Annotated in this window: 23 protein-coding genes and 1 tRNA gene; 13 read left to right on the plus strand and 11 right to left on the minus strand. The window is 63.4% G+C overall.

Features of this window, described 5'->3' with window-relative positions:
* Positions 1-101 precede the first annotated feature (101 nt).
* Both RBH20_RS15245 and RBH20_RS15250 read left to right on the plus strand, forming a co-directional pair.
* Positions 102-1976 (plus strand): SLC13 family permease, encoded by a 1875-nt coding sequence (locus tag RBH20_RS15245; RefSeq protein ID WP_306710478.1) that lies wholly within the window; start codon positions 102-104, stop codon positions 1974-1976.
* A gap of 55 nt (positions 1977-2031) precedes the next feature.
* Positions 2032-2104: transfer RNA gene (locus tag RBH20_RS15250), tRNA-Pro, on the plus strand.
* A gap of 211 nt (positions 2105-2315) precedes the next feature.
* Here the strand turns inward: RBH20_RS15250 and RBH20_RS15255 are convergent.
* Entirely contained in the window at positions 2316-4646 is a 2331-nt protein-coding gene (locus tag RBH20_RS15255; protein ID WP_306710092.1) for a methyl-accepting chemotaxis protein, read from the minus strand.
* Positions 4646-5788 (minus strand): BMP family protein, encoded by a 1143-nt coding sequence (locus tag RBH20_RS15260; protein ID WP_306710094.1) that lies wholly within the window; start codon positions 5786-5788, stop codon positions 4646-4648. Before RBH20_RS15260 ends, RBH20_RS15255 begins: the two co-directional genes overlap by 1 nt.
* 155 nt (positions 5789-5943) lie before the next feature.
* On the opposite strand from RBH20_RS15260, the gene RBH20_RS15265 reads away from it, so the two are divergent.
* From RBH20_RS15265 to RBH20_RS15290, 6 genes are all read left to right on the plus strand, one after another.
* On the plus strand, positions 5944-8040 hold the full coding sequence (locus tag RBH20_RS15265; protein ID WP_306710096.1) for a minichromosome maintenance protein MCM: 2097 nt from the start codon (positions 5944-5946) through the stop codon (positions 8038-8040).
* A gap of 1 nt (position 8041) precedes the next feature.
* Positions 8042-8314, plus strand: coding sequence for a hypothetical protein (locus RBH20_RS15270; RefSeq protein WP_306710098.1), 273 nt, complete (start codon positions 8042-8044; stop codon positions 8312-8314).
* Positions 8315-8481: 167 nt separating this feature from the next.
* Positions 8482-8817, plus strand: a complete 336-nt coding sequence (locus RBH20_RS15275; RefSeq protein WP_306710099.1) for a hypothetical protein — start codon at positions 8482-8484, stop codon at positions 8815-8817.
* Positions 8814-9623 carry a hypothetical protein gene (locus tag RBH20_RS15280; protein ID WP_306710101.1) on the plus strand — a complete coding sequence of 270 codons (810 nt, stop codon included), beginning with the start codon at positions 8814-8816 and terminating at the stop codon, positions 9621-9623. The genes RBH20_RS15275 and RBH20_RS15280 overlap by 4 nt, the downstream gene beginning before the upstream one ends.
* Positions 9624-9655: 32 nt before the next feature.
* A complete protein-coding gene (locus tag RBH20_RS15285) occupies positions 9656-10423 on the plus strand; it encodes a hypothetical protein (protein ID WP_306710105.1) in 768 nt (255 codons plus the stop codon).
* On the plus strand, positions 10420-11136 hold the full coding sequence (locus RBH20_RS15290) for an AAA family ATPase (protein WP_306710107.1): 717 nt from the start codon (positions 10420-10422) through the stop codon (positions 11134-11136). The genes RBH20_RS15285 and RBH20_RS15290 overlap by 4 nt, the downstream gene beginning before the upstream one ends.
* Here the strand turns inward: RBH20_RS15290 and RBH20_RS15295 are convergent.
* Complete coding sequence (locus tag RBH20_RS15295) at positions 11115-11975, minus strand: transcription initiation factor IIB family protein (protein ID WP_306710109.1); 861 nt, start codon at positions 11973-11975, stop codon at positions 11115-11117. The genes RBH20_RS15290 and RBH20_RS15295 overlap by 22 nt on opposite strands.
* Before the next feature lie 169 nt (positions 11976-12144).
* Between RBH20_RS15295 and RBH20_RS15300 the strand changes: the two genes are divergently transcribed.
* A complete protein-coding gene (locus RBH20_RS15300; RefSeq protein WP_306710111.1) occupies positions 12145-12639 on the plus strand; it encodes a hypothetical protein in 495 nt (164 codons plus the stop codon).
* Between the two features lie 137 nt (positions 12640-12776).
* The gene (locus RBH20_RS15305) at positions 12777-14297 is read left to right on the plus strand and encodes a hypothetical protein (protein WP_306710113.1); all 1521 of its coding nucleotides are present in this window, start codon (positions 12777-12779) and stop codon (positions 14295-14297) included.
* A gap of 2 nt (positions 14298-14299) precedes the next feature.
* On the opposite strand, the gene RBH20_RS15310 is transcribed toward RBH20_RS15305, so the two are convergent.
* Together RBH20_RS15310 and RBH20_RS15315 are read right to left on the minus strand one after the other, a co-directional pair.
* Entirely contained in the window at positions 14300-14884 is a 585-nt protein-coding gene (locus RBH20_RS15310; RefSeq protein ID WP_306710115.1) for an NADPH-dependent FMN reductase, read from the minus strand.
* A gap of 173 nt (positions 14885-15057) precedes the next feature.
* The gene (locus tag RBH20_RS15315) at positions 15058-15336 is read right to left on the minus strand and encodes a hypothetical protein (RefSeq protein ID WP_306710117.1); all 279 of its coding nucleotides are present in this window, start codon (positions 15334-15336) and stop codon (positions 15058-15060) included.
* Between the two features lie 97 nt (positions 15337-15433).
* Between RBH20_RS15315 and RBH20_RS15320 the strand changes: the two genes are divergently transcribed.
* Entirely contained in the window at positions 15434-15979 is a 546-nt protein-coding gene (locus tag RBH20_RS15320) for a Rieske 2Fe-2S domain-containing protein (protein ID WP_306710118.1), read from the plus strand.
* 49 nt (positions 15980-16028) lie between these two features.
* Here the strand turns inward: RBH20_RS15320 and RBH20_RS15325 are convergent, their stop codons facing one another.
* The 3 genes from RBH20_RS15325 to lrp all read right to left on the minus strand — a co-directional run bounded on the left by RBH20_RS15325 (position 16029) and on the right by lrp (position 18709).
* The gene (locus tag RBH20_RS15325) at positions 16029-17516 is read right to left on the minus strand and encodes an MATE family efflux transporter (protein ID WP_306710120.1); all 1488 of its coding nucleotides are present in this window, start codon (positions 17514-17516) and stop codon (positions 16029-16031) included.
* Complete coding sequence (locus tag RBH20_RS15330; RefSeq protein ID WP_306710122.1) at positions 17513-18109, minus strand: TetR/AcrR family transcriptional regulator; 597 nt, start codon at positions 18107-18109, stop codon at positions 17513-17515. The genes RBH20_RS15325 and RBH20_RS15330 overlap by 4 nt, the downstream gene beginning before the upstream one ends.
* 141 nt (positions 18110-18250) lie before the next feature.
* Positions 18251-18709 carry an HTH-type transcriptional regulator Lrp gene (gene lrp / locus RBH20_RS15335; RefSeq protein WP_306710124.1) on the minus strand — a complete coding sequence of 153 codons (459 nt, stop codon included), beginning with the start codon at positions 18707-18709 and terminating at the stop codon, positions 18251-18253.
* Positions 18710-18835: 126 nt separating this feature from the next.
* Here lrp and glnA point away from each other — a divergent pair, with 126 nt between their 5' ends.
* Positions 18836-20191, plus strand: coding sequence for a type I glutamate--ammonia ligase (gene glnA / locus RBH20_RS15340; RefSeq protein ID WP_306710126.1), 1356 nt, complete (start codon positions 18836-18838; stop codon positions 20189-20191).
* A 12-nt stretch (positions 20192-20203) separates the two neighbouring features.
* Here glnA and RBH20_RS15345 read toward each other — a convergent pair whose 3' ends face one another.
* From RBH20_RS15345 to RBH20_RS15355, 3 genes are all read right to left on the minus strand, one after another.
* On the minus strand, positions 20204-21097 hold the full coding sequence (locus RBH20_RS15345) for a phosphatase PAP2 family protein (protein WP_306710129.1): 894 nt from the start codon (positions 21095-21097) through the stop codon (positions 20204-20206).
* A complete protein-coding gene (locus RBH20_RS15350) occupies positions 21094-22329 on the minus strand; it encodes a YihY/virulence factor BrkB family protein (protein ID WP_306710131.1) in 1236 nt (411 codons plus the stop codon). The genes RBH20_RS15345 and RBH20_RS15350 overlap by 4 nt, the downstream gene beginning before the upstream one ends.
* 70 nt (positions 22330-22399) lie before the next feature.
* Entirely contained in the window at positions 22400-23836 is a 1437-nt protein-coding gene (locus tag RBH20_RS15355; protein WP_306710133.1) for an MATE family efflux transporter, read from the minus strand.
* A 94-nt stretch (positions 23837-23930) separates the two neighbouring features.
* Between RBH20_RS15355 and RBH20_RS15360 the strand changes: the two genes are divergently transcribed.
* Positions 23931-24347, plus strand: coding sequence for a hypothetical protein (locus RBH20_RS15360; protein WP_306710135.1), 417 nt, complete (start codon positions 23931-23933; stop codon positions 24345-24347).
* Positions 24348-24387 lie beyond the last annotated feature (40 nt).

Raw genomic sequence — 24387 nt, forward strand, 5'->3', positions numbered from 1 at the left:
GGCTCCGGGTCATGCGGGGATGCCGCCACTCGCAAACGATACATCCTTTTGTCACGGCGGCGCAGGGGCCAGACGTGTCGCTGCCACCTGTCACGCCGGGGATGTTATTCGTGTTCGCGGTCATCGTCGCTGCGCTGGTGCTGTTTGCGACGGAGGCGCTGCCCGTCGACGTGACTGCTATCGCCGTTATGGTCGCGCTGATGCTGGCCGAGCCAGCAACGACTCTGGCGGCTGATGCCGGACTCCTCGCCGAGCCGGTGTACGTGTTACATCAGGCTGGTGATGGGATTTCGCCGCTGGATCGCGGGCTCTCTGGCTTTGCCTCGACGGCGACGATAACGGTGCTGGCGATGTTCATTCTCTCAGACGGCGTCCAGCGGACCGGTATCGTCCAGATTCTCGGCGCGAAAATCGCCTCGCTGACCGGAGACAGCGAAACGAAACAGCTCGGTGCGACCGTCGGGCTGGTCGCACCTATCTCCGGGTTCATCAACAACACTGCCGCCGTTGCCATCCTCCTGCCGATGGTCACTGATATCGCGCACAAGGGCAAGCTCTCGCCGTCGAAGCTGCTCTTGCCGCTGTCCTATGCTTCGATGTTCGGCGGAATGCTGACGCTCATTGGGACCTCGACGAACATCCTCGCCTCGCAGCTTTCGGCGGAACTGATCGACCATCCGTTCAGTATGTTCGAGTTCACCCAGCTCGGCATCATCGTGACCGTCATCGGCACGGTTTATCTCCTTACCGTCGGGCGCTATCTGATCCCGTCGCGGATTCCGGTCGAAGAGGACCTCACCGAGGAGTTCGAAATGGGGGAGTATCTCACCGAGGTTGTCGTTCGCGAAGACTCCCCGCTCATCGGACAGACTGTCGACGAGGCACTCAGAGTCTCGGCGTTCGACGTGGATATCGTCCAGTTGGTTCGCGAGAAACGCACGTTCCTCGAACCGCTCGGCCAGAAATCCATTCGGGCCGGTGATGTCTTCGCCGTTCGGACGGACCGAGACACGCTCGTCGACCTCCTCGACGTCGAAGGGCTGGACATCATTCCGGATGTCGAGGTCGACGACGCGGAACTGGAAACCGCAAACGAGCGGAAAAACCTCGTTGAGGTTGTCGTCGCTCCCGGCTCTTCGCTTATTGGCGAGACACTCGTCTCCACGAGCTTCCGCCAGCGTTACGACGCGACCGTGCTGGCGCTTCGCCACGGTCAGGAGCTGTACCGCCAGCGAATGGACCACGTGACACTCCGCATCGGTGATACGCTTCTGGTGCAGGCCACTCCCGAAAGCATCGAACGCCTCAACCGTAACAACGACTTCATCGTCGCGCAGGAGGTCGCGCGGCCGGATTTCCGGCGGTCGAAGATTCCCGTTGCGATCGGCATCGTCGCTGCTGTCGTCGGCGTCGCGGCGCTGACGCCGATCCACATCGTCATCTCGGCGCTCGGCGGCGCGCTGGCGATGGTGCTCACCGGCTGTCTCCGCCCCCCGGAACTGTACGACGCCGTCCAGTGGGACGTCATCTTCCTGCTCGCTGGCGTCATCCCGCTTGGCACCGCACTACAGGAGACCGGCGGCGCTGACCTGCTCGCGGAGCTGTTCGTCATGGGTGCTGACAGCATCCTCACCGCTGGGGGCGGCCTCGCCGTCGTCCTTGGACTCATGTATCTCGTTACGGCGCTGCTGACGAACATCATCTCGAATAACGCCTCCGTCGTCCTGATGATCCCAGTTGCTATCGAAACCGCCCAGCAACTGAACGCCAACGCCTTCGCCTTCGTCCTCGCCGTCACCTTTGCTGCCTCGACGGCGTTCATGACGCCGGTCGGCTACCAGACGAACCTCCTCGTCTACGGCCCCGGTGGATACCGATTCACCGACTATCTGAAGGTTGGAGCGCCGCTACAGGCTGTCTTCGCCGTCGCGACGACGCTCGGTATCGCGTACTTCTGGGGCCTCGCTCCCGCGTGACACGGCGGCCTCGCAACGAAACGCTTTACATGCTGTCGAATTGAGAGAGTAGTACGGGATCGTGGGGTAGCTTGGTAACCTTCGGGCCTTGGGTGCCCGCGCCCCTAGTTCAAATCTGGGCGATCCCATACCTGCGATAACGAAAGCGAGCTTTTTCTCGCTGCTACTGCTAATTCCTCAGCGACCCGTTTTGCCAGTTCTTTGCTGTCATCGCTGTTCACACTCGTAGCCACGGCCAGTCCTCACCACCCTGTCCGTAGCGACTCTCCGAAAAGAATCCGTCGCGATATCACGCCGCGCTAGTCGCCAGTCCCATCAGGGACGGAACGGGTGGAGTGGTTATCGCTGGCCTTCGACATCGCTGTGGTCGTCCTCCCCGCCACTGGTGTCGAACTCGTCGACGGTCGCGGCCAGCGAGTCGGCACGGTCGCGGAGTTCGTCCGCGCTCTGGGCGATTTCAGCGACGGACGCCGACTGCTCTTCGGCGGCCGCCGATACCTGCTCTGCGTCTTCCGTCACGTTCTGGCTGATCTCGGAAACCCCATCGACGCGGTGGACGACGTTCTGCGTTGCGTCGGCCTGATCCTCGGTGGCATCCGCAATCTCCTGAATACCATCGTTGGCGTTCTCGATTGCGTCGACAGTGTCCTCTATCGCGTCAGCAGCCTCGCGGACAGTATTGACACCGGTGTCGATGTGGTCGCTGGTCGCGCGGATATCCGTGACAGTCTCATCGGTCTCCGTCTGCACGGCCGCGATTTCGGCTTCTATCTCCGCTGCAGCCTGTTTCGTCTCCTCCGCGAGGTTCTTGACCTCGTCGGCGACAACGGCGAAGCCCTCACCGTCCTTGTCGGCACGGGCGGCCTCGATGTTGGCGTTCAGGGCGAGCATATTCGTCTGCTCGGCGATGTCCGAGATGAAGTCGACAATCTCGCCGATGTCGTCCATGCGCTCCTGCAGGTCGAGAATCTGGTCGACCGCATCTGCCGAGCGGGACTCGATCTCAGCCATGTCGTCAATAGCCGACTCGGCGGCTTCTCGGCCCGTTTCGCCACGGTCGACGGCTTCTCTGGCCGTTTCTGCGACTGTCGTTGACGACGCTGCGACTTCCTCGATGCTCGCCGATAGCTCGTCCATCTCGGCGGCGGCCTCCTCGAGGTCGTCGTGCTGCCTGATGGCACCGTCGGCGATCTCCTGTATGCGGTCACTGACGGTCTGGCTCGTCGTCTCGATTTCCTCGGCCCCAGTCGCGACCTCGATTGTGGCATCCGCGACTTCGTCGGCGAACGCCGCGACCTCGCTGACGGTGGCTTCGAGCCCGTCGAGCATTGCGTTGAACTCCACTGCGACTTCTCGCATCGCCGTCTCCTCCGCGTTCTCATCGAGGCGCTTCGTGAGGTCACCGTCAGCGATCTCCTGCATCACCGCGCTGTACTCGGTGGCGCGCTCCTGGAGGCGCTGGCTGGCTTCCTCCGCTTGAGCCCGTGCGTCTTCCGCCTCCGTGCGGAGCTCTTCGGCTTCCGACCGCGCCGTCTTCGCTTCCTCGACCGCATCTTCCGCTTCTTGAATGCGGTTCTGGAGAGAGATCCGCATATCGTCGAACGTCCCGTAGAGCCGGCCGATTTCGTCGGCGCGGTTCGTCGAGAGGTCAACATCGAAGTCGCCGGCCTCGATGCGCTCAGCACGGTCCCGCAACTGCTTCAGGGGGTCGACCGTGCGTTTCCCGAGCACAAGGCCGACAGCCGACAACGAAACGAGTGCTAGCAGGACAAGCAGGCCGACCATCTGACCGACCGTATCTCGGACACTGAACGCCTGGGCCGTGTCTAGGCTTGTCACCGTGACCCAGTTCGTGGTCGGGACAGGCGCGAACGCGTACACGCGACCATCGGACACCGCTGTCACCGGTGCTGCAGTGCCGTTCGCATCGCGGATTGCCGCGATGCTCTCACTGTGGGTGTCAGAATCAAACTCGCGGTCGATGTTCAGTACTGTCTCATCGTTGGTGTTCAGAATCGTGGTTTCCTTCGTCGAATTCGTATCGCTGAGCCGGTCGACCTGACTCTGGATGCGCGTAACGACGACCAGATGCGAGCCGTCACGCTTCGGAACCGAGCTAGCGAACGCCATCACAGGCTCGTCGTTGAGGACCGGTGAGCGGTACGATCGACTACTCGACCAGACCTGTGTGTTGTTCCCAGGGCCTTCCGGCACTTCGGCGGCCGTCCACGGCGCGTCAAGTTCGGACAGCGACCGTCCCTCTAGCGGGAGTTCAGTGCTGGCGACTACTTCGCCACGGGATTCATTTACGAGGTGCATACTGACAACGTCGTCAGGCAGTAGCTGGTCCTGCAGCAGGATATACGCGGCCGCCCGTCGGTCGCTCCGCAGCGGCTCACCTTGCGAAACGGAGCGCGTGTGCGTGCGCTGTTGCTCGACCCACGAGCCGATAGAGTCCCCCTCCAGCTGGCTGGTCTCGGCGAGTTGTTCGGTCGTCTGGTGTTCGACTGCTGTGGATGTCGCCTGAAACGTGAACGCCCCAGCGCCTGCGATGACGAGCAACACGGCGAGGAACGCAACAGCAAACTTCGCAGCAAACCGCTGCCGGACGAACTCGGGGGCGACCCGATCAAGCGCGCTCGCCAGTCCATCAAGCGGACCGCCCGCCATCAGGCACCACCCGTGTTGGAGCGCTCAGTTGGTACGACAATGTCGCCGGCAGCGACCTGCTCCCGCGATGTCGACAGCGCCTCTCTGACGTCGTCGGGAATTGCTGGCTCGAGGGAGGTCCCATAGACAATGCCGACGCCGTCACTATCAAGCCCAAGCGAGACGACCTCACCAGCAGGGAGGTTGTCTGCGACCGTCGCTGTCGCCGCGTTGTAGACCGCAACGTTCACTCGCTTGACCATGCTCGCGAGCACGACGTCCGCATACCGGGGGTTACTCCGGGACTGGTCTGAGTCCACCCCGATTGCGTACCGGCCATGAGCCTGTGCGGCCTGGAAGATGCCAACACCTGCGCCACCCGCCGCGTGGTAGACGATGTCCGCTCCATCGTCGTACATCCCGGCTGCGATGTCGCGGGCACCCTGCACGTCGTCGAAGTTCCCGAGGTACTCCGTGAGAACATCAACGTCCGCGTTGGCGTACTCGACGCCGGCTCTGAAGCCGGCTTCGAACTTATGGATAAGCGGCTGGTCGAGGCCACCGACAAACCCGACGGTCGTCTCTTCTGGGTTCGTTGCACCCGCACCGAGGTTGACGTCCCTGGTCGTGAGCAGCCCGGCGAGGTTCCCGGCCTGAAACGATCCCTCGTGTTCGCGGAACACATAACTGGCCACGTTGTCGGCATCCACGACAGAGTCGACGATCATGAACTGCTGGTCAGTGTACTCCGATGCTACCTCAGATAGCCCCTCAGCCTGCAGAAATCCGATACAACAGATCAGGTCGTATGACGGGTTCATCGAACTCGCCAGCTCGGCCTGCACTTCGCCGAATCCGGCGATACTGCCTGGCTCGTGGTTCGTGTACTCGACCCCGTCATCGAGGCGTGCGCGCTGAATGCCGCGGTTCGCCGCATCGTTGAACGAGCGGTCATCGAGCCCGCCCAGCGCGTACACCATCCCGACAGTTGCCGCTGCATCGCTCTCGTCGATGCCGCTGGCAGTCGCTTGCTGGCCGTCGCTGGGGCCCTCGTCTCCTTCTCCGCTCCCCCCGAAGCCGCTCACACAGCCGGCGAGTGCTGCGGTCGCGGCCGCGCCGCCACTGGCAAGGAGCCGTCGCCTTGTGATATTTTGATTGCGCACGGTTATTCTACTTTGAGTGAATCGGGATCTCAGCAAAAACTACAGGGCCCAATTCTCGACGCTGATACTGATAGCACCCTCGTGCCGACTCATTTTAGTTCCACCCCGGTTTGCGAACCTTCTTAGGCCAGTGGGCATAACCACTGTCCACTCAAATGGCGACCGCCGAGAACACCGAACTCATCGACCGCTTCGAGGAGTTCTACCGCAACTACTACCGCAACGAGATCGGTGAGCTCGCCCAGAAATATCCGAACGACCAGAAATCGCTGTATATCGACTGGGACGACCTCTATCGTTTCGACCCGGATCTGGCCGACGACTACCGAACCAAGCCCGGGCAGATTCAGGAGTACGCCGAGGAGGCCCTTCGATTGTACGACCTCCCGGTTGATGTCTCACTCGGGCAGGCCCATGTCCGCGTTCGAAATCTCCCGGATTCCGAGGACATCCGTGACCTCCGCCACGAACATCACGGCAACCTCGTTGCCGTCCGTGGTATCATCCGGAAAGCGACTGATGTGCGTCCGAAGGTCACCGAAGCGGCCTTCGAGTGCCAGCGCTGTGGGACGCTCACGCGCATCCCCCAGACCGCCGGCGACTTTCAGGAACCGCACGACTGCCAGGGCTGTGAACGGCAGGGGCCATTCCGGCTCAACACCGACCAGTCCCAGTTCATTGATGCCCAGAAGCTCCGCGTGCAGGAATCTCCCGAGGGACTGCGCGGCGGGGAGACGCCCCAGTCAATCGACATCAACATCGAGGACGATATCACGGGCCACGTCACCGCCGGCGACCACGTCCGCGTGACCGGCATCCTCAAACTTGACCAGCGGGGCAACGACAACGAGAAGTCCCCGATGTTCGACATCTACATGGAGGGCGTCAGCGTCGAAATCGAGGACGAGCAGTTTGAGGACATGGAGATCACTGACGCCGACAAGAAGGAAATCGTCGAACTCTCCAGCGAATCCGACATCTACGACAAGATGGTCGGGGCCATCGCCCCCTCCATCTACGGCTATGAGAAAGAGAAGCTCGCAATGATGCTTCAGCTCTTCTCCGGCGTAACGAAGGAGCTACCTGATGGCTCTCGAATACGCGGCGACCTCCATATGCTGCTGATAGGAGACCCGGGAACGGGTAAATCGCAGATGCTATCATATATCGAGAATATCGCGCCACGCTCTGTCTACACCTCCGGCAAAGGGTCATCGAGTGCGGGGCTCACCGCGGCCGCCGTTCGCGACGACTTCGGCGACGGTCAGCAGTGGACGCTCGAAGCCGGCGCGCTCGTGCTCGCTGATCAGGGTATCGCCGCTATCGACGAACTCGATAAGATGTCCCCGGAAGATCGGTCTGCGATGCATGAAGCGCTGGAACAGCAGCGTATCAGCGTCTCGAAGGCCGGAATCAACGCGACACTCAAATCACGCTGTTCGCTGCTGGGTGCGGCCAACCCGAAGTATGGCCGGTTCGACCAGTACGAACCCATCGGCGAGCAGATAGACCTCGAACCGGCGCTCATCTCGCGGTTCGATCTCATCTTCACCGTGACGGACAAGCCAGATGAGGAAAAAGACCGCAACCTCGCCGAGCACATTATCCAGACCAACTACGCCGGCGAACTCCACACCCATCGGACGGAGAACCCGACCTCGAACTTCAGCGAGGAGGAGGTCGGCACCGTTACTGAGGAGGTCGCACCGACAATCGAGCCGGACCTCCTCCGGAAGTACGTCGCCTATGCGAAGCGCAACTGCTTCCCGACGATGACAGAGGAAGCGAAATCGCGCATTGAGGACTTCTACGTCGACCTGCGGCTCAAGGGTCAGGACGAGGACGCACCGGTGCCGGTCACCGCCCGGAAGCTGGAGGCGCTGGTCCGGCTTGCTGAAGCCTCTGCACGTATACGCCTCTCCGACACCGTCGACGAAGCCGACGCCGACCGTGCGGTCGACATTGCCCACTACTGCCTGAAGGAGATCGGCGTCGACCCCGAGACCGGCGAGTTCGACGCCGACGTGGTCGAGACCGGCCAGTCGAAAACCCAGCGCGACCGTATCCAGAACATCAAGGGCATCATCTCCGACATTGAGGACGAGTACGATGAGGGTGCACCCGCCGACGTGGTCATCGAACGCGCTGAGGAGGTCGGCATCGACGAGTCGAAGGCCGAACACGAGATTGACAAGCTGAAACAGAAAGGCGAGGTGTACGAGCCTCGGACGGATCACCTTCGGACGACCTGATATGGACCGTATCTCTGCACTCCGCAATATCGAAGAGGCGCTGGCCGAGTTCGAGGCCGGGTCGACGTCGCTGAGTGACCTCGAACGGGACGTTCGCGGGACTCTCCGGACCTATGCGACTGAGTTTGAGGGCGACCTGCAGGCCTATCGAGCACGCGGCGGGGCCACCGTGGACGGTCTCGTCGTCCTCGCACCGTCTGAGCCAGCGGCCCGCGAGCGAGTACAGGACCTCGTCGCGGACGCCGGCGAATTCACCATTATAGCCGTTGAGTAGACCTTTTCGAGCAGCGTGGCCCCTATGACATATTCCACACTACCCCTACAGTACTGACTCCGGAGTCCGACTGTCTCCCTCTATCTTTCTTGCCGACTGGCATATATTCAGACTAAATCTACTTCAATTCAGTAAAATTTTATAGTAATAATAGCAATGTCTAGCCAGTGCTACTCGTCGTCACGTACTCCCGGGCGGCACGCAGAGACCTGCGGAACGTCTGTCGTGCCCACGAAGACTGTGTCGTTCGGCAGTTCGGGAGAGCAGCGTTGTTCTCCGGAACTGAGTTCGGGGCCTTCCAGGCGCTTCGGCTTCACGAGAAACACGACCTTGACGTGCAGATCGAGCACGTCGAACCGTTCGAGCCGACAGATGCTCCGGAGCATATCCGTGAGGCGGCCAAACGGTATGAGGCACGCGAGGAACCGGCGACCCCATACGAACGGTTCGCGTCGGGGCGTGACCTTCCGGACCCGGACCAACTCCGAGGCGTTGACCTGTGAAGCTCCGCATCACTGGAACCACGTACACGGGCGCTGTCGTCGACCTCCGAACCCGAACCGTCGACGGTCGGACCATCGCCGCAAGCATCCGCGGGCAGCAGTCCTTTCCGGTCGTTTCCTGCCCGGAACCGCCATCCGTGTACGCCTACGCCGGACACGTCCATCCATCGATGGGACTGCGAACACGGACTGCACTCGCAACTGCCGCTCGGTCACAGGGATACGAGACGCCACAGGACGACGCTATCGCAGACTGCCACGCCCAGTTGGCCGAACTTGAGTGCTCGCCGCCGGAGCTGCCGGACCCTGTCGACCCGGTCCCGAAGTCGACCGTTGACGGCCTGCAGGAAGCGGTCGCTACCCACCGGGGTCGCCTTACCGCTCGGCAGGCGATCGGTGCGGACGACGGGGCGGTACAGGCTGACCTCCGAGACGCGGCGACGGAACTGAGCGAACGAGAAACTCGACGGGCTGCCGCCAGAGAGACTCGCGAACTCCGCCGGGAGCGGGCACGCGCCTACCGGGACACGCTGGAGAAACAACGCCGACTTGCCGACGAACTGGCCAACCTTCGGCGGAGCGCCCGGGCGACTCTCGTTGACCGGTGCGCCGATACGTTCGCTCGGGCCATCGAAGTTGTTCCCGGATCAGTTCCGGACGACCCGTTCGACGCCGACCCAGTAACGGCTGCCCTGGCCGTGCTCCGGATCGCCAAAACGCCTGCACCGGTCGTCCTCGAAACGGATCGGTTCAGGACGCCAGCGACCGCAGCGGACTGTCTCGACGCCCCCATCGTCCGTTGCTGACTTTTAAATTGGAAGGCCGGGCCACCGTCGCTATGGTGACTTTCGACTGTCGCGCCGAGCGAGTCGACGACGTGACGCTCGTCACGGCGACTGTCAGCGACATCGCTGAACCGACTCGAATTACTGTCCGGAACTGTCTCGATGGTCCCCTCTGGCCGCCGAGAACGCAGGGCGTTCCTGCGGCTGGCTGGTCTGAGGACGGGTTCGAGGGTGTCATAAGACCGGGAACACGTGCCCTTGGGTACGCGACGCCGGCCCAACCGTCTGCCCAGCCGGCGGAGCTGGTGAGTGCCGCGCCAGCATCTGATAACACTGTCGCGGACGAGCGACTCGACTCTGCGAACGCCGTTCTCAGAGAACTTGGTGACCCGTCGCCGCCTGCTGCTGCCGTCCCAACAACTGAGTCGGTGGAGGCAGCCGAAGCCGCGAGTGCTGGGTCGCCCGGTCTAACGCTTGAACAAGACACCAAACTGCAGCCAGAGGGATGCCAACCGTCAGCCGAATCGAGGACTGTGGCCGGCCACCAGCCGGACCAGCAACCTCCCGATGCAGTTTCGCAGTGGCTCGAAACCGTTGCTCGGCGGGTTGACCGTGCTGAGCGGCTGGCCGAGGTGGATTCGCTGTCGGCGGCGACGGCTGCGGTTCGCGCGGCGGGCGGCCTGTCTGGCGTCCGGACAGTTGCGGCACGCGGCGATACTGATGAGCAAATGCTCCGGGCACTGGCCCGACGGGCCGAACGGCTTGCCGACCGACGAGCGGCTGCCACGGTACCGACCGAGACGCTGTCGCGCTTGGCATGATTCTGGCAGTCACCGGCGGTAAAGGCGGTGTCGGCAAGTCGACTATCGCGTACAACCTCGCAGCGGAACTTGACGCGTTCGAACGGACTGACAGCAGCGACTCGCGCCCGACTGCGAACACTGGGAGCGTCGTCGTCGACGGCGACCTCGGGATGGCGGACCTCCCGTCCAGTCATGGCCCCGACCTGCACGACGTTCTTGCCGACCGCGCTGACCCGCACGAAGCTGTCCGGGAGGGTGGTCCCGTGACTCTCGCCCCCTGCGGACGAACGCTGGCCGGTGCTCGCAGTGCCGACTTGCGAGCGCTCACAGATGTACTCGACGCGCTGGAACGGACTTATCGCTGGGTCATTGTCGACTCGCCTGCTGGGATGCACGCCGACGTGGGACTGCCCCTTGCAGCAGCCGACGCCGCGGTACTCGTCACGACGCCGGAAGACGCGGCCCTCGCTGACGCGCTCCGGGTCAGGGCGCTGGCTCGCGAACTTGACGCCGGGCTCTGTCGGGTTGCCCTCAACCGCGCCGGTCCAGATCCCGCGACTGGGGCTGTCGCGGACCGGTTCGGTGCGCCAGCTGTCGCTATCCCGAAAAGTGACCCGCTAGCCACGGCACAGGCACATGGACGACCGCTTCGAGACACAGCGCCGGACACGTCGGCTCGGCGCTCGCTCCAATCGCTCGCCGACGCCGTCTATTCCTGTAGCTCGGTGTAGGTTCCGCGAAGCGTGACCGGCGTCACGTCCGCCGTTTCTGCCGCTTCGGCCTGTGTGAGCGCCACACCCTGCTCTTGCGCCGCGGTGTAGAGACACGCTGCCGCGACGCCGGCCGGATTGCGCCCGCTGACCAGCCCACGGTCTTGTGCCTCATCGACGAGCCCTTCCGCACGCTGCCGGACTGCCGTCGGCAAGTCCAGCGTCGTTGCGAACCGAGGGACGTACTCGCGGGGGTCAATCGGACCAGTCGGTAGCCCGAGCTCCCTGTTCAGAGCGTCGTAGGCCGCGCGGAGCTCAGCCTGTGTCGCCTTGGCGACGGTACAGAGTTCGTCGACGGTCCGGGCAACGCTTTCGGTCCGGCAGGTGGCGTAGATGGCCGCGGCCGCGAACCCTTCCAGCGTTCGTCCCTGCAGCAGATCCTCGTTCTGTGCGGATTCGAACAGCACACAGGCCCGGTCCCGGATCGCGTCTGAGAGCCCCATCGAGCTGATGATACGCCGGATCTCGGTGAAGGCGTACACCTTGTTTCGCTCGCGTTTCGAGCTGATCTGGGCGCGGTTATGCTCGCGGCGGAGGCGGGCGAACTGACGCCGCTTACGCCCTTTCAGCCGTGTCGACCGGCCGATTTTCGTCGAGAGGCCGCGGTCATGGCGTGACCGCGTCAGCGGCGCACCCGTGCGTGCCCGGTCAGTGTCGTCATCGTCGAATGACCGCCACTCCGGACCGGGGTCGATGGCGTCCTCGCCGACGACCAGCCCGCAGCTGCCACAGACCGATTCGACGCCCTGCTGTTTGACCGACCCGTTACACTCCGGACATTGCGTTACCGTCGTACTCATGTTTCCACCTACGGCCGGATGGAGGGTTAAAAAACCGATGCAAAGCAGGTTTCCGGGCACTTTTCGGCGAAACTGCCTACCGGTAACCGGTAGGTAGACCTCAGGAGTCACACTAGCGCATATCGAGATACCGACAGCATTAAATTCCGACGAAAAGAATGAAATTTTAATGACGCTGTCGGATATCGCCGCCGGTGTCGAGGTCACGACCCACCAGCGTGACCACGGCGTCGCTGCTGTCGACGAGACAGACGCGCCGCTCCAGGAGCGACTGGTCTCCGTGGCCGATGATCTCCCGTGCTCAGCGGCGACAGCGGCGACCGTCGTCGAGGCCTACGCAGCCGGCCGGAGTGTCGGCGATGCGGGCCGCGCTGCCGGTGTTGCACCCGTGATGGCCGCCAAGACGCTCCATCTCGTCGGTGAACAGGTCTCGCCGGTCGGCCCACAGGGCCGTGAGATAATTGCCGATTGGCTTGCCGGAGACCTCTCCCGCAGTGACGCCATCGCACTCGCTGACGTGACTGAACAGGAGTTTGCCCTGGCTGTGTACATCGAGACGCACGACCCGCTGCCCGCGGCCCGTGACGCCGTCGAGGGGGCGCTTACAACTGAGGACCGGGACCCGTTAGGAGAGACGATGAGCGACGTCGGCGAGCTGTTGTGAGCGTGTGCGAATGACTTTCTTGGCGAGGTCGGGAGTGAGCGACGTCGGCGAGCTGCTGTGACGGTGTCGCAACTGCTCTCTCGCTCTCGCCTCCTGCCTGGGGCATGCTTAACACCCATGGCTGCAAACCCGGAGATATGTCGGCTTCGGAACTGGCGGACCGGGTGGCAGAGGTGCTTGCGACGGACAGCGAGGCGTTCAACGAGCGCGCTCGCGAGGAAGCTCAGGCTCTCAAATCCGCTGTTCGTGACGGGACGTTCGACAACACGGAAGCAATCGTCGGCATGGAACTGGAGCTGTATGCTGTTGATGAGCAAACCGACGCGCTCCAGCGGGTTCCCCGCCAGTTGCTCGAACTCATCGGGTTTGAGAAGGAGCTTGGATTGCACAACGCCGAGATGCAGACGAGCCCACAGCCGCTGAACACCCACGGGCTGGCGGCCCAGCGAAACGAACTGAAGGCGTCGCTGATGCCGGCCCAGCAACGGGTACGCAACGAGGGCATCCGCCTCGTCTCCGACGGTATGTGGACTGTTCCGCCCGCCGGCGAGACAGCCGAGACGTATCTCTGTGACTGCGTTGAACAGAGCGGCGTCCGCATCGGGACGAACATGTCGGACTCCGTTCGCTATCACACGATGGCCAACACGGACTACCCCTCGGCGTTTGAAATTGACGCACCACACGTCTCGCTGGAGGCCGAGACGGTGATGCCGGAATCGCTTATCACTTCCATTCAACCCCATTACCAGATTCCTCACGCTCCGGACCTGCCGGAGTATTTCACCTATGCACTCCGTATCGCCGCGCCGCTTTTGGCGCTTGGCGTCAATTCGCCGTTTTTCCCGCCGGACCTGTACGACGACGCGCCCGATCCGGAGATTGTCGCGGGGGCGAACATGGAGAACCGCATCGGCGTCTTCGAGTCAGTCCTCAATCCGCCCGATGGCGACTCGACGCCACCGAAGGTCTGTTTCCCGCCGGACTTTGACACCGTTGAGGATGCCATCGACGACATCGTTGCGGACGACACTATCGTCCCGGTCGACCTGCCGTCGGGCACCCGCTTCGACGACGACTTCGTCCACCTCCGGCACAAGCATGGCTCCTACTGGCGGTGGGTCAGGCCGGTGTTCGAGGGAGCCACCCGGTCGGCGGCTAACGCCCGCATCGAGTTCCGCCCGCTGGCCGCACAGCCGACCGTCGACGACGCAATCGGATTCGCGGCTGTCTTCGCTGGCCTGATGGAGAGCCTGCCACAGCTGGAACACCCTATCCGGTCGCTGGACTGGGAGACGGCAAAGCGGAACTTCTACACCGCCGCCCGGAACGGCCTCCGGGCGAAAATCGAATGGATCACCGCTGACGGGGCGACGACGACCAGCACCGAAGAAATATACGGTGAATTGTTCGAGCACGCACGCGAGGGGCTCGAACAGCGCGGTCTCTCGGCGGAGGAGGCACACGGGTACATCCGGCCGCTGCGTGAACGCGTCGACCGCCGGCTTACGCCCGCACGCTGGAAACACGACTATGTCCGCCGCCGCGTCGAGGAGAACGTCCCGCTGGCCGAAGCGATCTGGGGGATGCAGGCCACCTATATCCGCCATCAGGAGGAGAATCTGCTGGAGGGGAGTTTCGTCGACTGGTTCGAGTAACTTCAGTCCCCGGTCGCCAGCTCTGACTGGTCCGTTTCCTCGCGTCGGTTCGCAACACCAGTGTACGCGACGACGTTTGATCCCAGTTCTTCGACGCGTTCCCCGATGTCTTCGTCGGCGATGCTGCCGTCATCGAAGGCGGCCCACGAGTCGGGGATGGCGACATCTTGCGGGAGCGGCCAGCCTTTCAGCTCAAGGACGGAGGCCCGAAGATGCTGTAGCGTCGGCGTGGGGAACCCGCCGCCGGCCACTGCGAGGATGCCGATGGTCGTCCCCTCTACGTCGTCGATACCGCAGTAGTCAAGTGCCGTCTTCAGCGGTGAGGCGATTGTGCCGTGGTACACAGGCGTTCCGAGGATCAGTGCGTCGGCCTCGCAGACACGGGCGGCGAGTTCCGGGCCGTCACCGGAGTCAGCCGCACTTGCGTCAGGGTCGAACAGCGGGAGGTCCCACTCTCGCAGGTCGATGTGCTCAACCGTTGCGCCAGCCCCCGCTGCCGCGTCGAGGGCGCGCTGGACAGCGATTCTGGTTCCGCTATCGTCACGAAGGCTGCCGCTGACACCGATAACGTGTGGCGTGTCGTGCATTGTCTGCCTGTTCGTAGCTGCCGCCTATCAGTAAGTATTCTGAGAAATAGATTTCAGTACGTATTCTGATAGGTAGCTGCGTGGCTAGACGGTCCGTGGTGACGTTGCGAGTTTCACTCGCGTTCACTGGGGAGTGGCTTCCCAACCGCGGCTGTCGCTGTCTGTGACTACGCCTAGTCTTCGTCGTCACCATCTGCCTCGTCCACTTCGGACTCTGCCGTCGCATCTTCTGTCTCGTCCATCTCGCCGCCGACTTCGGACTCTTCCGTCTCATCCACCTCTTCGTGCTCGTCGTGCTCGGCGAACTTGACTTCGGCTTCGAGTTCGATTTCGACGCCCTTGCCCTCTAGCTCTGCCTCGAACTCCGCCATGTCTTCGACTTCGGCTTCCAGTTCCGCTGTGTCTATCTCCACTTCGACTTCCACATCGACGGAAACGTCGTCTTGGTCCATATCAACGTTCCGAGGGGCTGACATAACTCCGTTTTGCAACCGGCATCCCGCGGACGACTTCGACATCGATATCTGTGTCAATCGCCGACAACCCGCTATGAGCGACCCCGTGGATGTGACCGTTGACGCTGACGACGAGTCGGAATCGGTCCGAATCCACGACGACGGTGGTGAAGTCGAAGCCGGCGACGCGACCGTCCGATTCAGCTTTTCCGGGACTAGCGACGGAGGACCGGTGACTGGCGGCGACGACGAGCAGTCGCCCGACGGCAATGACGACGGTAACGAGCGGCGCCGCATCGTCGACCTCGATTCGGTGCCCACTGACAGTACGCTCGTCTTCGAGGCACGTGACGGTCGGTGCGGTGTCAACTGCATCCTGCACCGTTCGGGTGATGCCGTCGCCGCCTGGCGCAACTCCTGCCCTCACCAGCCCGAGGTCCTGCTGGATCCGGGCCGGGGCGCGATTGTCCGGGGTGACCAGCTGGTGTGTCACAAACACGGCGCGCAGTTCGAACCCGACGACGGCGTCTGTACGCACGGGCCCTGTGCCGGTGACGCCCTCGACAGTATCGAAGTCTCGGTTCGGGACGGCGACGTGTACCTGATCGACGAGCGCTTCGAGCGGGCCGAACGGCGCTGACATCGCTGTCTGCGTGCTTTCTGCAGTTGTCTCCAAACAAGCAGCGCCGTCAGTCGTCGGCGACGGCTGGCTCGCTGTTGCTCCGGGGGTCGGCCTCGCGCCACGTTCCCCGGAGGAACCAGGCCGCTGCGAGGCCGGCCGCGAGGACGTTCGAGACGGCGAAGGCTAGCCAGATACCCTGTTCAGCCAGCGAGTACGCGAAGAGGTCGACGACCTGCGGGCCAAGCCACGCTGGGACCGCGACCGGGCGGGAGGCGACCCAGGCGACTGGCAGGCGGATAATTCCCAGCATGGTCACCGCCAGCGCCGCTGCGGTGAGTGTCTTGCCAGCCCCACGGAACCCGCCGGAATAGGCCCGAACGATTCCGATGAAGCCGAAGGTCGGGGCAACCCACTGGAGGAACTCAGCCCCGATCCGGACGACTTCGGGGTCGTCGCTGAACACGCTCACGACGGTTGGTGCGGCGAAGATAGTGACCACGCCGAGGACGGTGAGGATGGCAAACGAGACTTTTGCGGCGAAGTGGTTCGCCGTCGCTGCGCGGTCAGGCCGCTCGGCACCGAGGTTCTGGCCAGTCATCGTCTCGACGCCGCGGTCCATCGCGATGGCCGGCATGAACACCAGCGAGAACACGCGGATGCCGACACCGAAGGCTGCCACGATGGTCACGGAGAACGTCCCGACGATGAACAGCATAGCGTTGACCGACACGGCGCGTCCAGTGCCTTCAACGGAGGCCGGGATACCCAGCTTGAGCAGTTTCCGGAGGTACTCTAGATCAGGCGCCATATCGCCGAGATGAATCCGCACGCCGCGCCGGCCCGACAGCAGGATACCGATGCCGACGACCAGCGCGACGCCACGCGAGAAGATGGTCGCGACGGCCGCACCGACCACGCCCATCTCGGGGAACACCCACCAGCCGAAGATGAGGAACGGGTCGATGACGATGTTCAGTACGACAGTCCCGAACATCACCAGCATCGGCGTGATGGTGTCACCGGCCCCGCGCATCAACGAGATGAACACGAAGAAACCGAACATCGCCGTCAGCCCGAGCGAGACGACCTGTAGGTAGCCTGTTGCGCCCGGTAGTACCTCGCTGGATGCGCCCAGCAGCGACAGGAAGTCCTCAACGAAGAAGTAGCCAGTCGCGCCGAGCAGTACGGAGGCCAGTAGCGCGAACGTCACAGTCTGGGAGGCGGCGTACTCAGCCTCGCGGTGCTCCTCGGCCCCGGTGTGCTGGGCGACCAGTACGCTGCCCGCCACCGATAGCCCCATGCCGAGCGAGATGAGCAGGAAGATCATTGGGAAGGCAAAGGAGATCGCCGCAAGCGCTGTTGTGGAGTACTGGCCTAGCCAGAACGTGTCGGCCAGATTGTACGCCACCTGTAGCAGGTTTGTGATGACGATGGGAAAGGAGAGAAACAGTAGCGGTTTGCCGATGTCGCCGCTTGTCAGGTCCAGTTCCTCCTGCCCCTTGAACAGGTTCCCGACCAGAGCGCCCAGACGGCCTAGCTTTTGCCGGATGCTCACGCTGTGACCTCCTGCTGTCCGTCCAGAAGGTGTGTCTCGACGTACTCGGTGAGCATCCGTCTGGTACACTTGACCGGGCGTCCGGTCGTGACACGCTCGGTCGCCGCTCCGGTCAGCACGGTGACGATGAACTGGGCGGTCTCCTCAGCATCGAGGTCGGATTTGAATGTCCCATCAGCGATACCGTCTTCGAGAATCACTTCGAGCTCGTCGACGAGGTAATCGTCGAACTTTGTGAGCCGCTCGCGAAAGCCAGGTTCGTAGGGCGCGTGGGCCCGGATTTCGAGAATCGCCGTCCCGAACTCCTCGCTCCCGTCGTCTGGCTTGTCTAGCACGGAATCGATGAGCGAAAGCAGGCGCTCGTGTGGGGTCTCGCCGGCGGGGTCCTCGATCCGGTCGACGAACCCGTCATAGAGGTATTCGAGGAACGCACAGAGGAGGTCGTGTTTGCTGTCGTAGTGGTAGTGGAGGGCAGCCTTGCTCTTGTCCGACTCATCAGCGATGTCCTGCATCGTTAGATCCGCGTAGCCGTGCGTGCACAGCGCCCGGTAGGTCGCATCCATAATATCGTCAGCCGTGTCGCCGTCGTCCATTACGTGTAACTAACTGACTGGTCAGTCAAGTATTCGTCGGTACCGTCTGCAGGTGGGTTCGAGTGGTCTGCTAAATCAGGTACAGACTCGTGGGAGCCGTCGCTCTGGGAGTGTTCGGAACGACGGCAGAAGGGCCGGTCGCTACTCTATCAGATCAAGGTCGAACTGCTCGTGTTCGCTTGCGGCGTTGAGTACGACGGAGGTGTTCGACTCCCTGATGTCAGGGTCGGTCAGTAGTTCCTTTATCTGGGCGTTCATGCCGTCGGTGTCGGTGAACTTCCCGACCGCGATGATATCGTAGTCGCCGGTGACCTCGTACACTGAAATCATCTGCTTGTGTTCTTTGAGGTCTTCGGTGACTGCCGGGAGCGACGACCCCTCCACCTTGAGCTGGATGATTGCCGTCACGTCGTAGCCGAGCTTGTCGTAATCGACTTTGGGGGTGTACCCGTTGATGATCCCCTCGTCTTCAAGATCGGAGAGGTGGTTTGAGACGGTCGTTACCGACACGTCGAGGTCCTCTCCAAGGCTTCGGAGGCTGGCACGGCCATCGCCCAGCAGGGCATTCACTAGCTCACGGTCGAGATTTTCGTACGTCATTACATCGGGGGACGCCCCCCAGGGATTAGAATTTTACGAATGTCCAAATGTAAGCGAAAGCGTCGAAACCTTTGCGCAAATCAGCAGGGTTTTAGTAGTAGCACCGCTCCTATCGGGTGTCCAAAGATGACAAGCGAACTTTCAGAGGCGGCACAGGAGGTACTCGACGAAATCGACGAGAAGAACGTCGACTTCCTTCGGCTCCAGTTTACCGACATCCTCGGCACGATCAAGAACGTCTCGATCACAGCCGACCAGGCAGAGAAAGCGTTCACAGAAGGAATTTACTTCGACGGCTCCTCGATCAATGGCTTCGTCCGGATTCAGGAGTCCGACATGCGTCTGGACCCGGACCCCTCGACGTTCTCCGTGCTCCCGTGGAGAGAAAACGTCGAAGGCGGTTCCAGTGCCCGTCTCATCTGTGATGTCATCGACACCTCGACCGGCGAGCCGTTCTCCGGCGACCCGCGTGGCGTCCTGAAGCGTGCGATTGAGCGCGCAAACGACATGGGCTATACGGTCAACGCCGCGCCCGAGCCCGAGTTCTTCCTGTTCGAGGAAGACGAAGAGGGTCGTGCGACGACAAAGACCAACGACGCCGGTGGCTACTTTGACCTCGCGCCGAAGGACCTCGCTTCCGACGTGCGCCGTGACATCATCTACGGCCTCGAAGACATGGGCTTCGACATCGAAGCCTCCCACCACGAGGTCGCTCAGGGTCAGCACGAGATCAACTTCACCTACGACGACGCGCTCTCGACGGCCGACAACGTCGCGACCTTCCGCTCCGTCGTCCGCGCCATCGCGGCCGAACACGACCTGCACGCGACGTTCATGCCGAAACCTATCCCGAAGATCAACGGCTCCGGGATGCACACGCACCTGTCGCTGTTCACCGAGGACGGCGAGAACGCGTTCCACGACGAGGACGACGAGTTCAACCTCTCCGAGACGGCAAAGAGCTTCACCGCCGGTATCCTCAAGCACGCACCGGCTATCACGGCCGTCTCGAACCCGACCGTGAACTCCTACAAGCGTCTGGTCCCGGGCTATGAGGCGCCTGTCTACGTCGCCTGGTCCGACCGTAACCGCTCGGCGCTCATCCGCAAGCCGGCCGCCCGCACCCCGGCCGCAAGCCGTATCGAGGCTCGCTTCCCCGACCCGTCGTGTAACCCGTACCTCGCCTTCGCCGCACTCATCCACGCCGGTCTCGACGGCGTCGAACAGGATCTCGAGTGCGACGACCCTGTCCGCGAGAACATCTACGACTTCGACGAAGAGAAACGCGAGGAGTACGGCATCACCACGCTCCCATCGAACCTCGGCGAAGCCGTCGAGGCGCTCGAAAACGACGAAGTGATTCAGGACGCACTCGGCGAGCACGTCTACGAGAACTTCGTTGAGGCCAAAATGCAGGAGCACAAGGAGTACCTTGTCGACGTCTCCGACTGGGAACTCGACCGCTACCTCGAGAAGTTCTAAACGGCTCCCTATTCAGTATTTTTCTGCGAGGCGCTCACCGGCCAGCGGTAGCGTTAGCAGCGCTCCAGTCCCAAGCCCCGCAAGCACCGTGACGACGCCCGGCGTCGGATCTAACCCGAACGTCACGCCGAGCAACGTTCCGACCGAGACAACGCCCAGCAGCGCTGTGATGCCGACACCGTGCCGGGTCGGCTCCGGGATCGCATCTCCCAGTAGCGACCAGACCACGGCACCCGCGACAGCGACACCCAGCGCGCCGGCCGAATTACGGGAGACGCCGGTGACGAGCAGCCCCGCCACGGCGATGACGGCCGCGAGGCCAAACACCCGCTCGGGCGTTTTGAGCGCGCCGAGGGCGAGTGCGAGGGCTGTCCCGGCGATGGCAAAGCCCGCAACGATATCGGCGAGGTAGTGGACGCCAAGTACTAGTCGGGAGAGCCCGATGAGGGCAATGATTGTCGCGGCGACAGCGGTGCGCTGTCGACGCGTGCCGACCCGGAGCGCCCACGCGATGCCGCCCCAGACGAGCAGCGAAAGGGTGGCGTGGCCGCTCGGGAAGCCGAACCCCTCTCCGGTCGCCATCGACTCGTAGGCACCCCGTAGCGCCGCCGGGAGCAGTTCGGCGTGGGTGGCTGTGCCCGCCCCGGGTGGCCGCGGCAGCGCGAACACGCCCTTCAGTGACACGACGAGCGCGACACCGACGGCGAGTAGCGCTACCAGCATTACCGTCCGGTCGCGAGTGAGGTCCTGCCCAAATTTCGGCGTCCACGGGCCGAGCCAGTACAGCAGGCCACAGGCCAGAAACGTGAACCAGAAATCTCCCAGCTGGGTGATCAGCGCGAACAGCACGACGACCGCGCCGGGCAGCGCTGACAGCACCTCGGTGACCCCGACACCCCGTATCACTGTCGCCAGTCACGCACGCGGTCGACGAGCCGTCCGGGGAGGCCGGTGGCAGTAAGGGTCACACCGACCGCAATCATGATCGCATAGAGGCCCAGCGTTGACAGCCAGATGACCAGCATCGCCAGCACAGCATAGAGCCCCTCCAGATAGTAGAACGCGCCAAGGGTCATGATCGTGCCGTACAGCAAGACGATGTAGGGGCCCCACTGGCGGGCGTGGCCGCGGCGCATCCGGCGGCGGACGTACTGCTTGAGGTCCGACCGCACCTCGTCACGGTGGAGCGTCCGGCCCTCGATGTCCTCGCGGAACGACTCGAACTCCTCGCGGAGTTCCTGTAGTTCCTCATCTGTCAGCGTATCAGTGTCTCGTCCGGTCGGCCCGGTTCCGGCTGGCGGGGGCGTGTCGGTCTCGTCAGCGTCCTCACTCATCGCTTTGCCGGACCGTCGGCGCGATACCTGTTGTAGTTGCCGGTCCGCGAGCGCCGCGTTGACCGCTGCCCCCACGAGGAGCACCTGTCCGGCGAAGTAAAACCACGTCACGAGCAACAGGACTCCACCGATGACGCCATACACTTGATAGGAATCGGCCTGCGCCGCATAAACGTTGAATCCTGTTCCGAGTAACGTCCACCCGGCACCGGCAAACACCGCGCCTGGAACGGCCTCCCGCAGTGTGATATCCTGATCGGGAAAGAGGTAGTACAGCGGGAGGAAGGCGACTGCCAGCACGGGAACGAGCGCGAGCCCGCCGAGCGCGACCTGCACGCCGAGTACCGTCCCGAACGCGCCGATGATACCGAGCCCGACCAGTGCGATACCGATGCCACCCAGCGCAGCCAGCCCGTCGATGACTTCGCCGACAATCGAGTCGGGGCCGTCCGTCCCGTAGACGCGACTGAAGGCCGTATCCAGCCCGCGAAACACCTTGAGCGCGCTCCACAGCGTCACGCCGACGCCGAGCACAGTCGCACCACCGCGGCCGGCCCCGCTGGTCAGCGCGTCTTCGAGCAGCGTCGACGCTGCCGGTGTGAGCACGTCCCCCGCCGCCGTCACGATCCGTTCGGCGAAGGCTTCTCCGCCCGCCAGTGTGCCGACGACCAGCGTCAGCAACAGCAGCGGCAGGAGCGAGACGAACATATAGTAGGCGATGCCAGCGGCGAGAAAGGAGACCTCTTCCTCCTGAACGGTACGGATGACAGCCCGACCGACGGAGACAGCGCGTGTGCGGTCCACGCGGGCATCTCAGGGTGGAGCCACAAATATACTGTCGACTGGCTGATGTCAGTCGGCCATCGACGCCATCTCAGTCGTCGAGCGCCGCGTCGGGCCGGTACGACCGGCTCACGACCCGCCACACCCCTGAGCGGAATCGATAGTAGGTCACCGCTGCGGGAACCGCCGTCTCGACGACGAGTGAGGCGTACAGCGCGACCTTTCCGAGCGGTGTGACGTAGCCGAGATACGCCAGCGGGAGGGCAAACAGGTACATCCCGGCCAGCTGTGAGTAAAACGGCCAGCGCGTGTCGCCGCTGGCACGGAGTGGCCCGACTGAGCCGCCGTCAACGCCACGGAACACAACACTGGCACACGCGACGGCGACGAACACCGTCACCAGCGGGAGGACTGTGGGGTCCGAAACGAACAGACGGGCGATGCCCCGCGAGAACGGGAGCAGCGTCGCTGCGACGACGATGTACACACCAATACTCAGCCGGAGAACCGTCTCCGCCCAGACGGTTGCCTCACCCTCGTCGCCGTCGCCGAGTGCCTGCCCGACGAGGCTGCTCGATGCGAGGCTCAGCCCCCAGTTCGGTGTGTCAAGCAGCGCCCGGACGCGAAGCGCCACGACGTACGCCGAGACGACGCCGGGCCCGAACAGGCCGACGATGAACAGCCGGGGGAACTGCGCCCCGGTCCGTGCGAGGTTGGCTCCCACGAGCGGGGTCCCGGTTTTCGCGAGGTCTCGGCCCAGTCTCCGGTCCAGGAACGGCCGCGACACCGGAATCCGAACCGGGAACGCGCCGATTATCGGCAGGCCACCGCGAGCCAACCCAACGGCGAACCCGACCGTGACTAGCACGTTCGCAATGACTGTGCCCAGCGCCGCACCAACGACGCCGAGGCCGAACCCGAAGATGAAGACGGCGTTCAACGCGATGTTAACGACCCCGCCGCCGGCCCGCAACAGCATCGGCGTCCAGGCGTCGTCGGCCCCCACGAGCGTCCGGCTCCCGATGAGGTTCAGTGCGGCGAAGGGGACACCGAGGGCGACGATACGCAGGTACTGGACCCCGTATCCGACGGCTTCGGACCCCGTTCCGACAAGGTCGACGAGCAGTCCGGGGACGACCCAGTACGCTGCCGCCAGCGGGAGTGTCAGCCCCAGCACGACAGCGGCGCTGGTCGTGACGGTTACCGCCAGTTCCTCGCCGGCGTCGGCACCGTAGCGCTGTGACACCATGCCGATAGTCCCGCCGGCGACGCCGCCGCCCAGCGCGAACACCAGTTCCCAGAACGGCGCGGCGAAGCCGACGCCGGCGATGGCGGTCGGTCCGAGCGCTAGCCCGACCATCGCCACGTCGACCGTCGACTTCGACATCCGCGCGAGTCCGGTGACGATGCGGGGCCAGGACAGGTCCGTCGCCCGGCGGACCCGCTCGCGCTCGACGAGGCCGAACCGCGCGAGCAGGCTGCCGACGAGCAGCAGGACGCCACGGACCGGATTGTACGTGGAGGGCACGTGTTCGCCACTGCTTTGCGGTCGAACCCGAAAGATGTTAAGAAAGGGGAGCCGCCCTCACAGGGTTTATACAGCGCCGCTGCAACGACCGGATATGGATACGGAAGCGGCCATCCGGCACGGGACGATGCAGGTGACGATCCTGTTGCTCGTCGCGGCCGCGCTGGCTATCGGCTTTGGCGTCGCCGGGGTCGGCGCGTCCCTGCCGATTGTCGTGGGCCTGCTGGTACTGACGGCTGTGCTGTACGCCGTCCGTCCGGACGAGAACCGATTCGGTTCCGTCGCCGGTGTCAATATGGACGGCGTCGTCCAGTCGCTGTGGCTCGCGCCGCTCGTTACGGCTCTACCGCTGCTCGTTCGCCTGTCGGCCACACCCGGCGAGGTCCAGGCCATCGGCGGGCTGCTCGGGCTCGCGGGGATGGCGAACTACTTCCTGCGCCCGGTGTACCTGCTGGGCTACGACCTCGTCTCCGCGGTTCGAGAAAGCGTCGGTCGGGCGAACGGGCGGTAAGAATCAGTTCGATTCACACTCTTGTCGCAATCCTCGATAC

Origin of the sequence: Haloarcula sp. H-GB4, assembly GCF_030848575.1 — an archaeon.
Classification (GTDB): Archaea; Halobacteriota; Halobacteria; order Halobacteriales; family Haloarculaceae; genus Haloarcula.

Excerpts from the sequence above, each read along its gene's own strand:
- RBH20_RS15320 (WP_306710118.1), top strand. The coding sequence starts at position 15,434 with ATGAGCGACCCCGTGGATGTGACCGTTGACGCTGACGACGAGTCGGAA.
- RBH20_RS15310 (WP_306710115.1), bottom strand. The coding sequence starts at position 14,884 with ATGCACGACACGCCACACGTTATCGGTGTCAGCGGCAGCCTTCGTGAC.
- RBH20_RS15300 (WP_306710111.1), top strand. The coding sequence starts at position 12,145 with ATGACGCTGTCGGATATCGCCGCCGGTGTCGAGGTCACGACCCACCAG.
- RBH20_RS15305 (WP_306710113.1), top strand. The coding sequence starts at position 12,777 with ATGTCGGCTTCGGAACTGGCGGACCGGGTGGCAGAGGTGCTTGCGACG.
- glnA (WP_306710126.1), top strand. The coding sequence starts at position 18,836 with ATGACAAGCGAACTTTCAGAGGCGGCACAGGAGGTACTCGACGAAATC.
- RBH20_RS15330 (WP_306710122.1), bottom strand. The coding sequence starts at position 18,109 with ATGGACGACGGCGACACGGCTGACGATATTATGGATGCGACCTACCGG.
- RBH20_RS15265 (WP_306710096.1), top strand. The coding sequence starts at position 5,944 with ATGGCGACCGCCGAGAACACCGAACTCATCGACCGCTTCGAGGAGTTC.
- RBH20_RS15255 (WP_306710092.1), bottom strand. The coding sequence starts at position 4,646 with ATGGCGGGCGGTCCGCTTGATGGACTGGCGAGCGCGCTTGATCGGGTC.
- RBH20_RS15285 (WP_306710105.1), top strand. The coding sequence starts at position 9,656 with ATGGTGACTTTCGACTGTCGCGCCGAGCGAGTCGACGACGTGACGCTC.
- RBH20_RS15245 (WP_306710478.1), top strand. The coding sequence starts at position 102 with ATGTTATTCGTGTTCGCGGTCATCGTCGCTGCGCTGGTGCTGTTTGCG.
- RBH20_RS15290 (WP_306710107.1), top strand. The coding sequence starts at position 10,420 with ATGATTCTGGCAGTCACCGGCGGTAAAGGCGGTGTCGGCAAGTCGACT.
- RBH20_RS15270 (WP_306710098.1), top strand. The coding sequence starts at position 8,042 with ATGGACCGTATCTCTGCACTCCGCAATATCGAAGAGGCGCTGGCCGAG.
- RBH20_RS15360 (WP_306710135.1), top strand. The coding sequence starts at position 23,931 with ATGGATACGGAAGCGGCCATCCGGCACGGGACGATGCAGGTGACGATC.
- lrp (WP_306710124.1), bottom strand. The coding sequence starts at position 18,709 with ATGACGTACGAAAATCTCGACCGTGAGCTAGTGAATGCCCTGCTGGGC.
- RBH20_RS15315 (WP_306710117.1), bottom strand. The coding sequence starts at position 15,336 with ATGGACCAAGACGACGTTTCCGTCGATGTGGAAGTCGAAGTGGAGATA.
- RBH20_RS15295 (WP_306710109.1), bottom strand. The coding sequence starts at position 11,975 with ATGAGTACGACGGTAACGCAATGTCCGGAGTGTAACGGGTCGGTCAAA.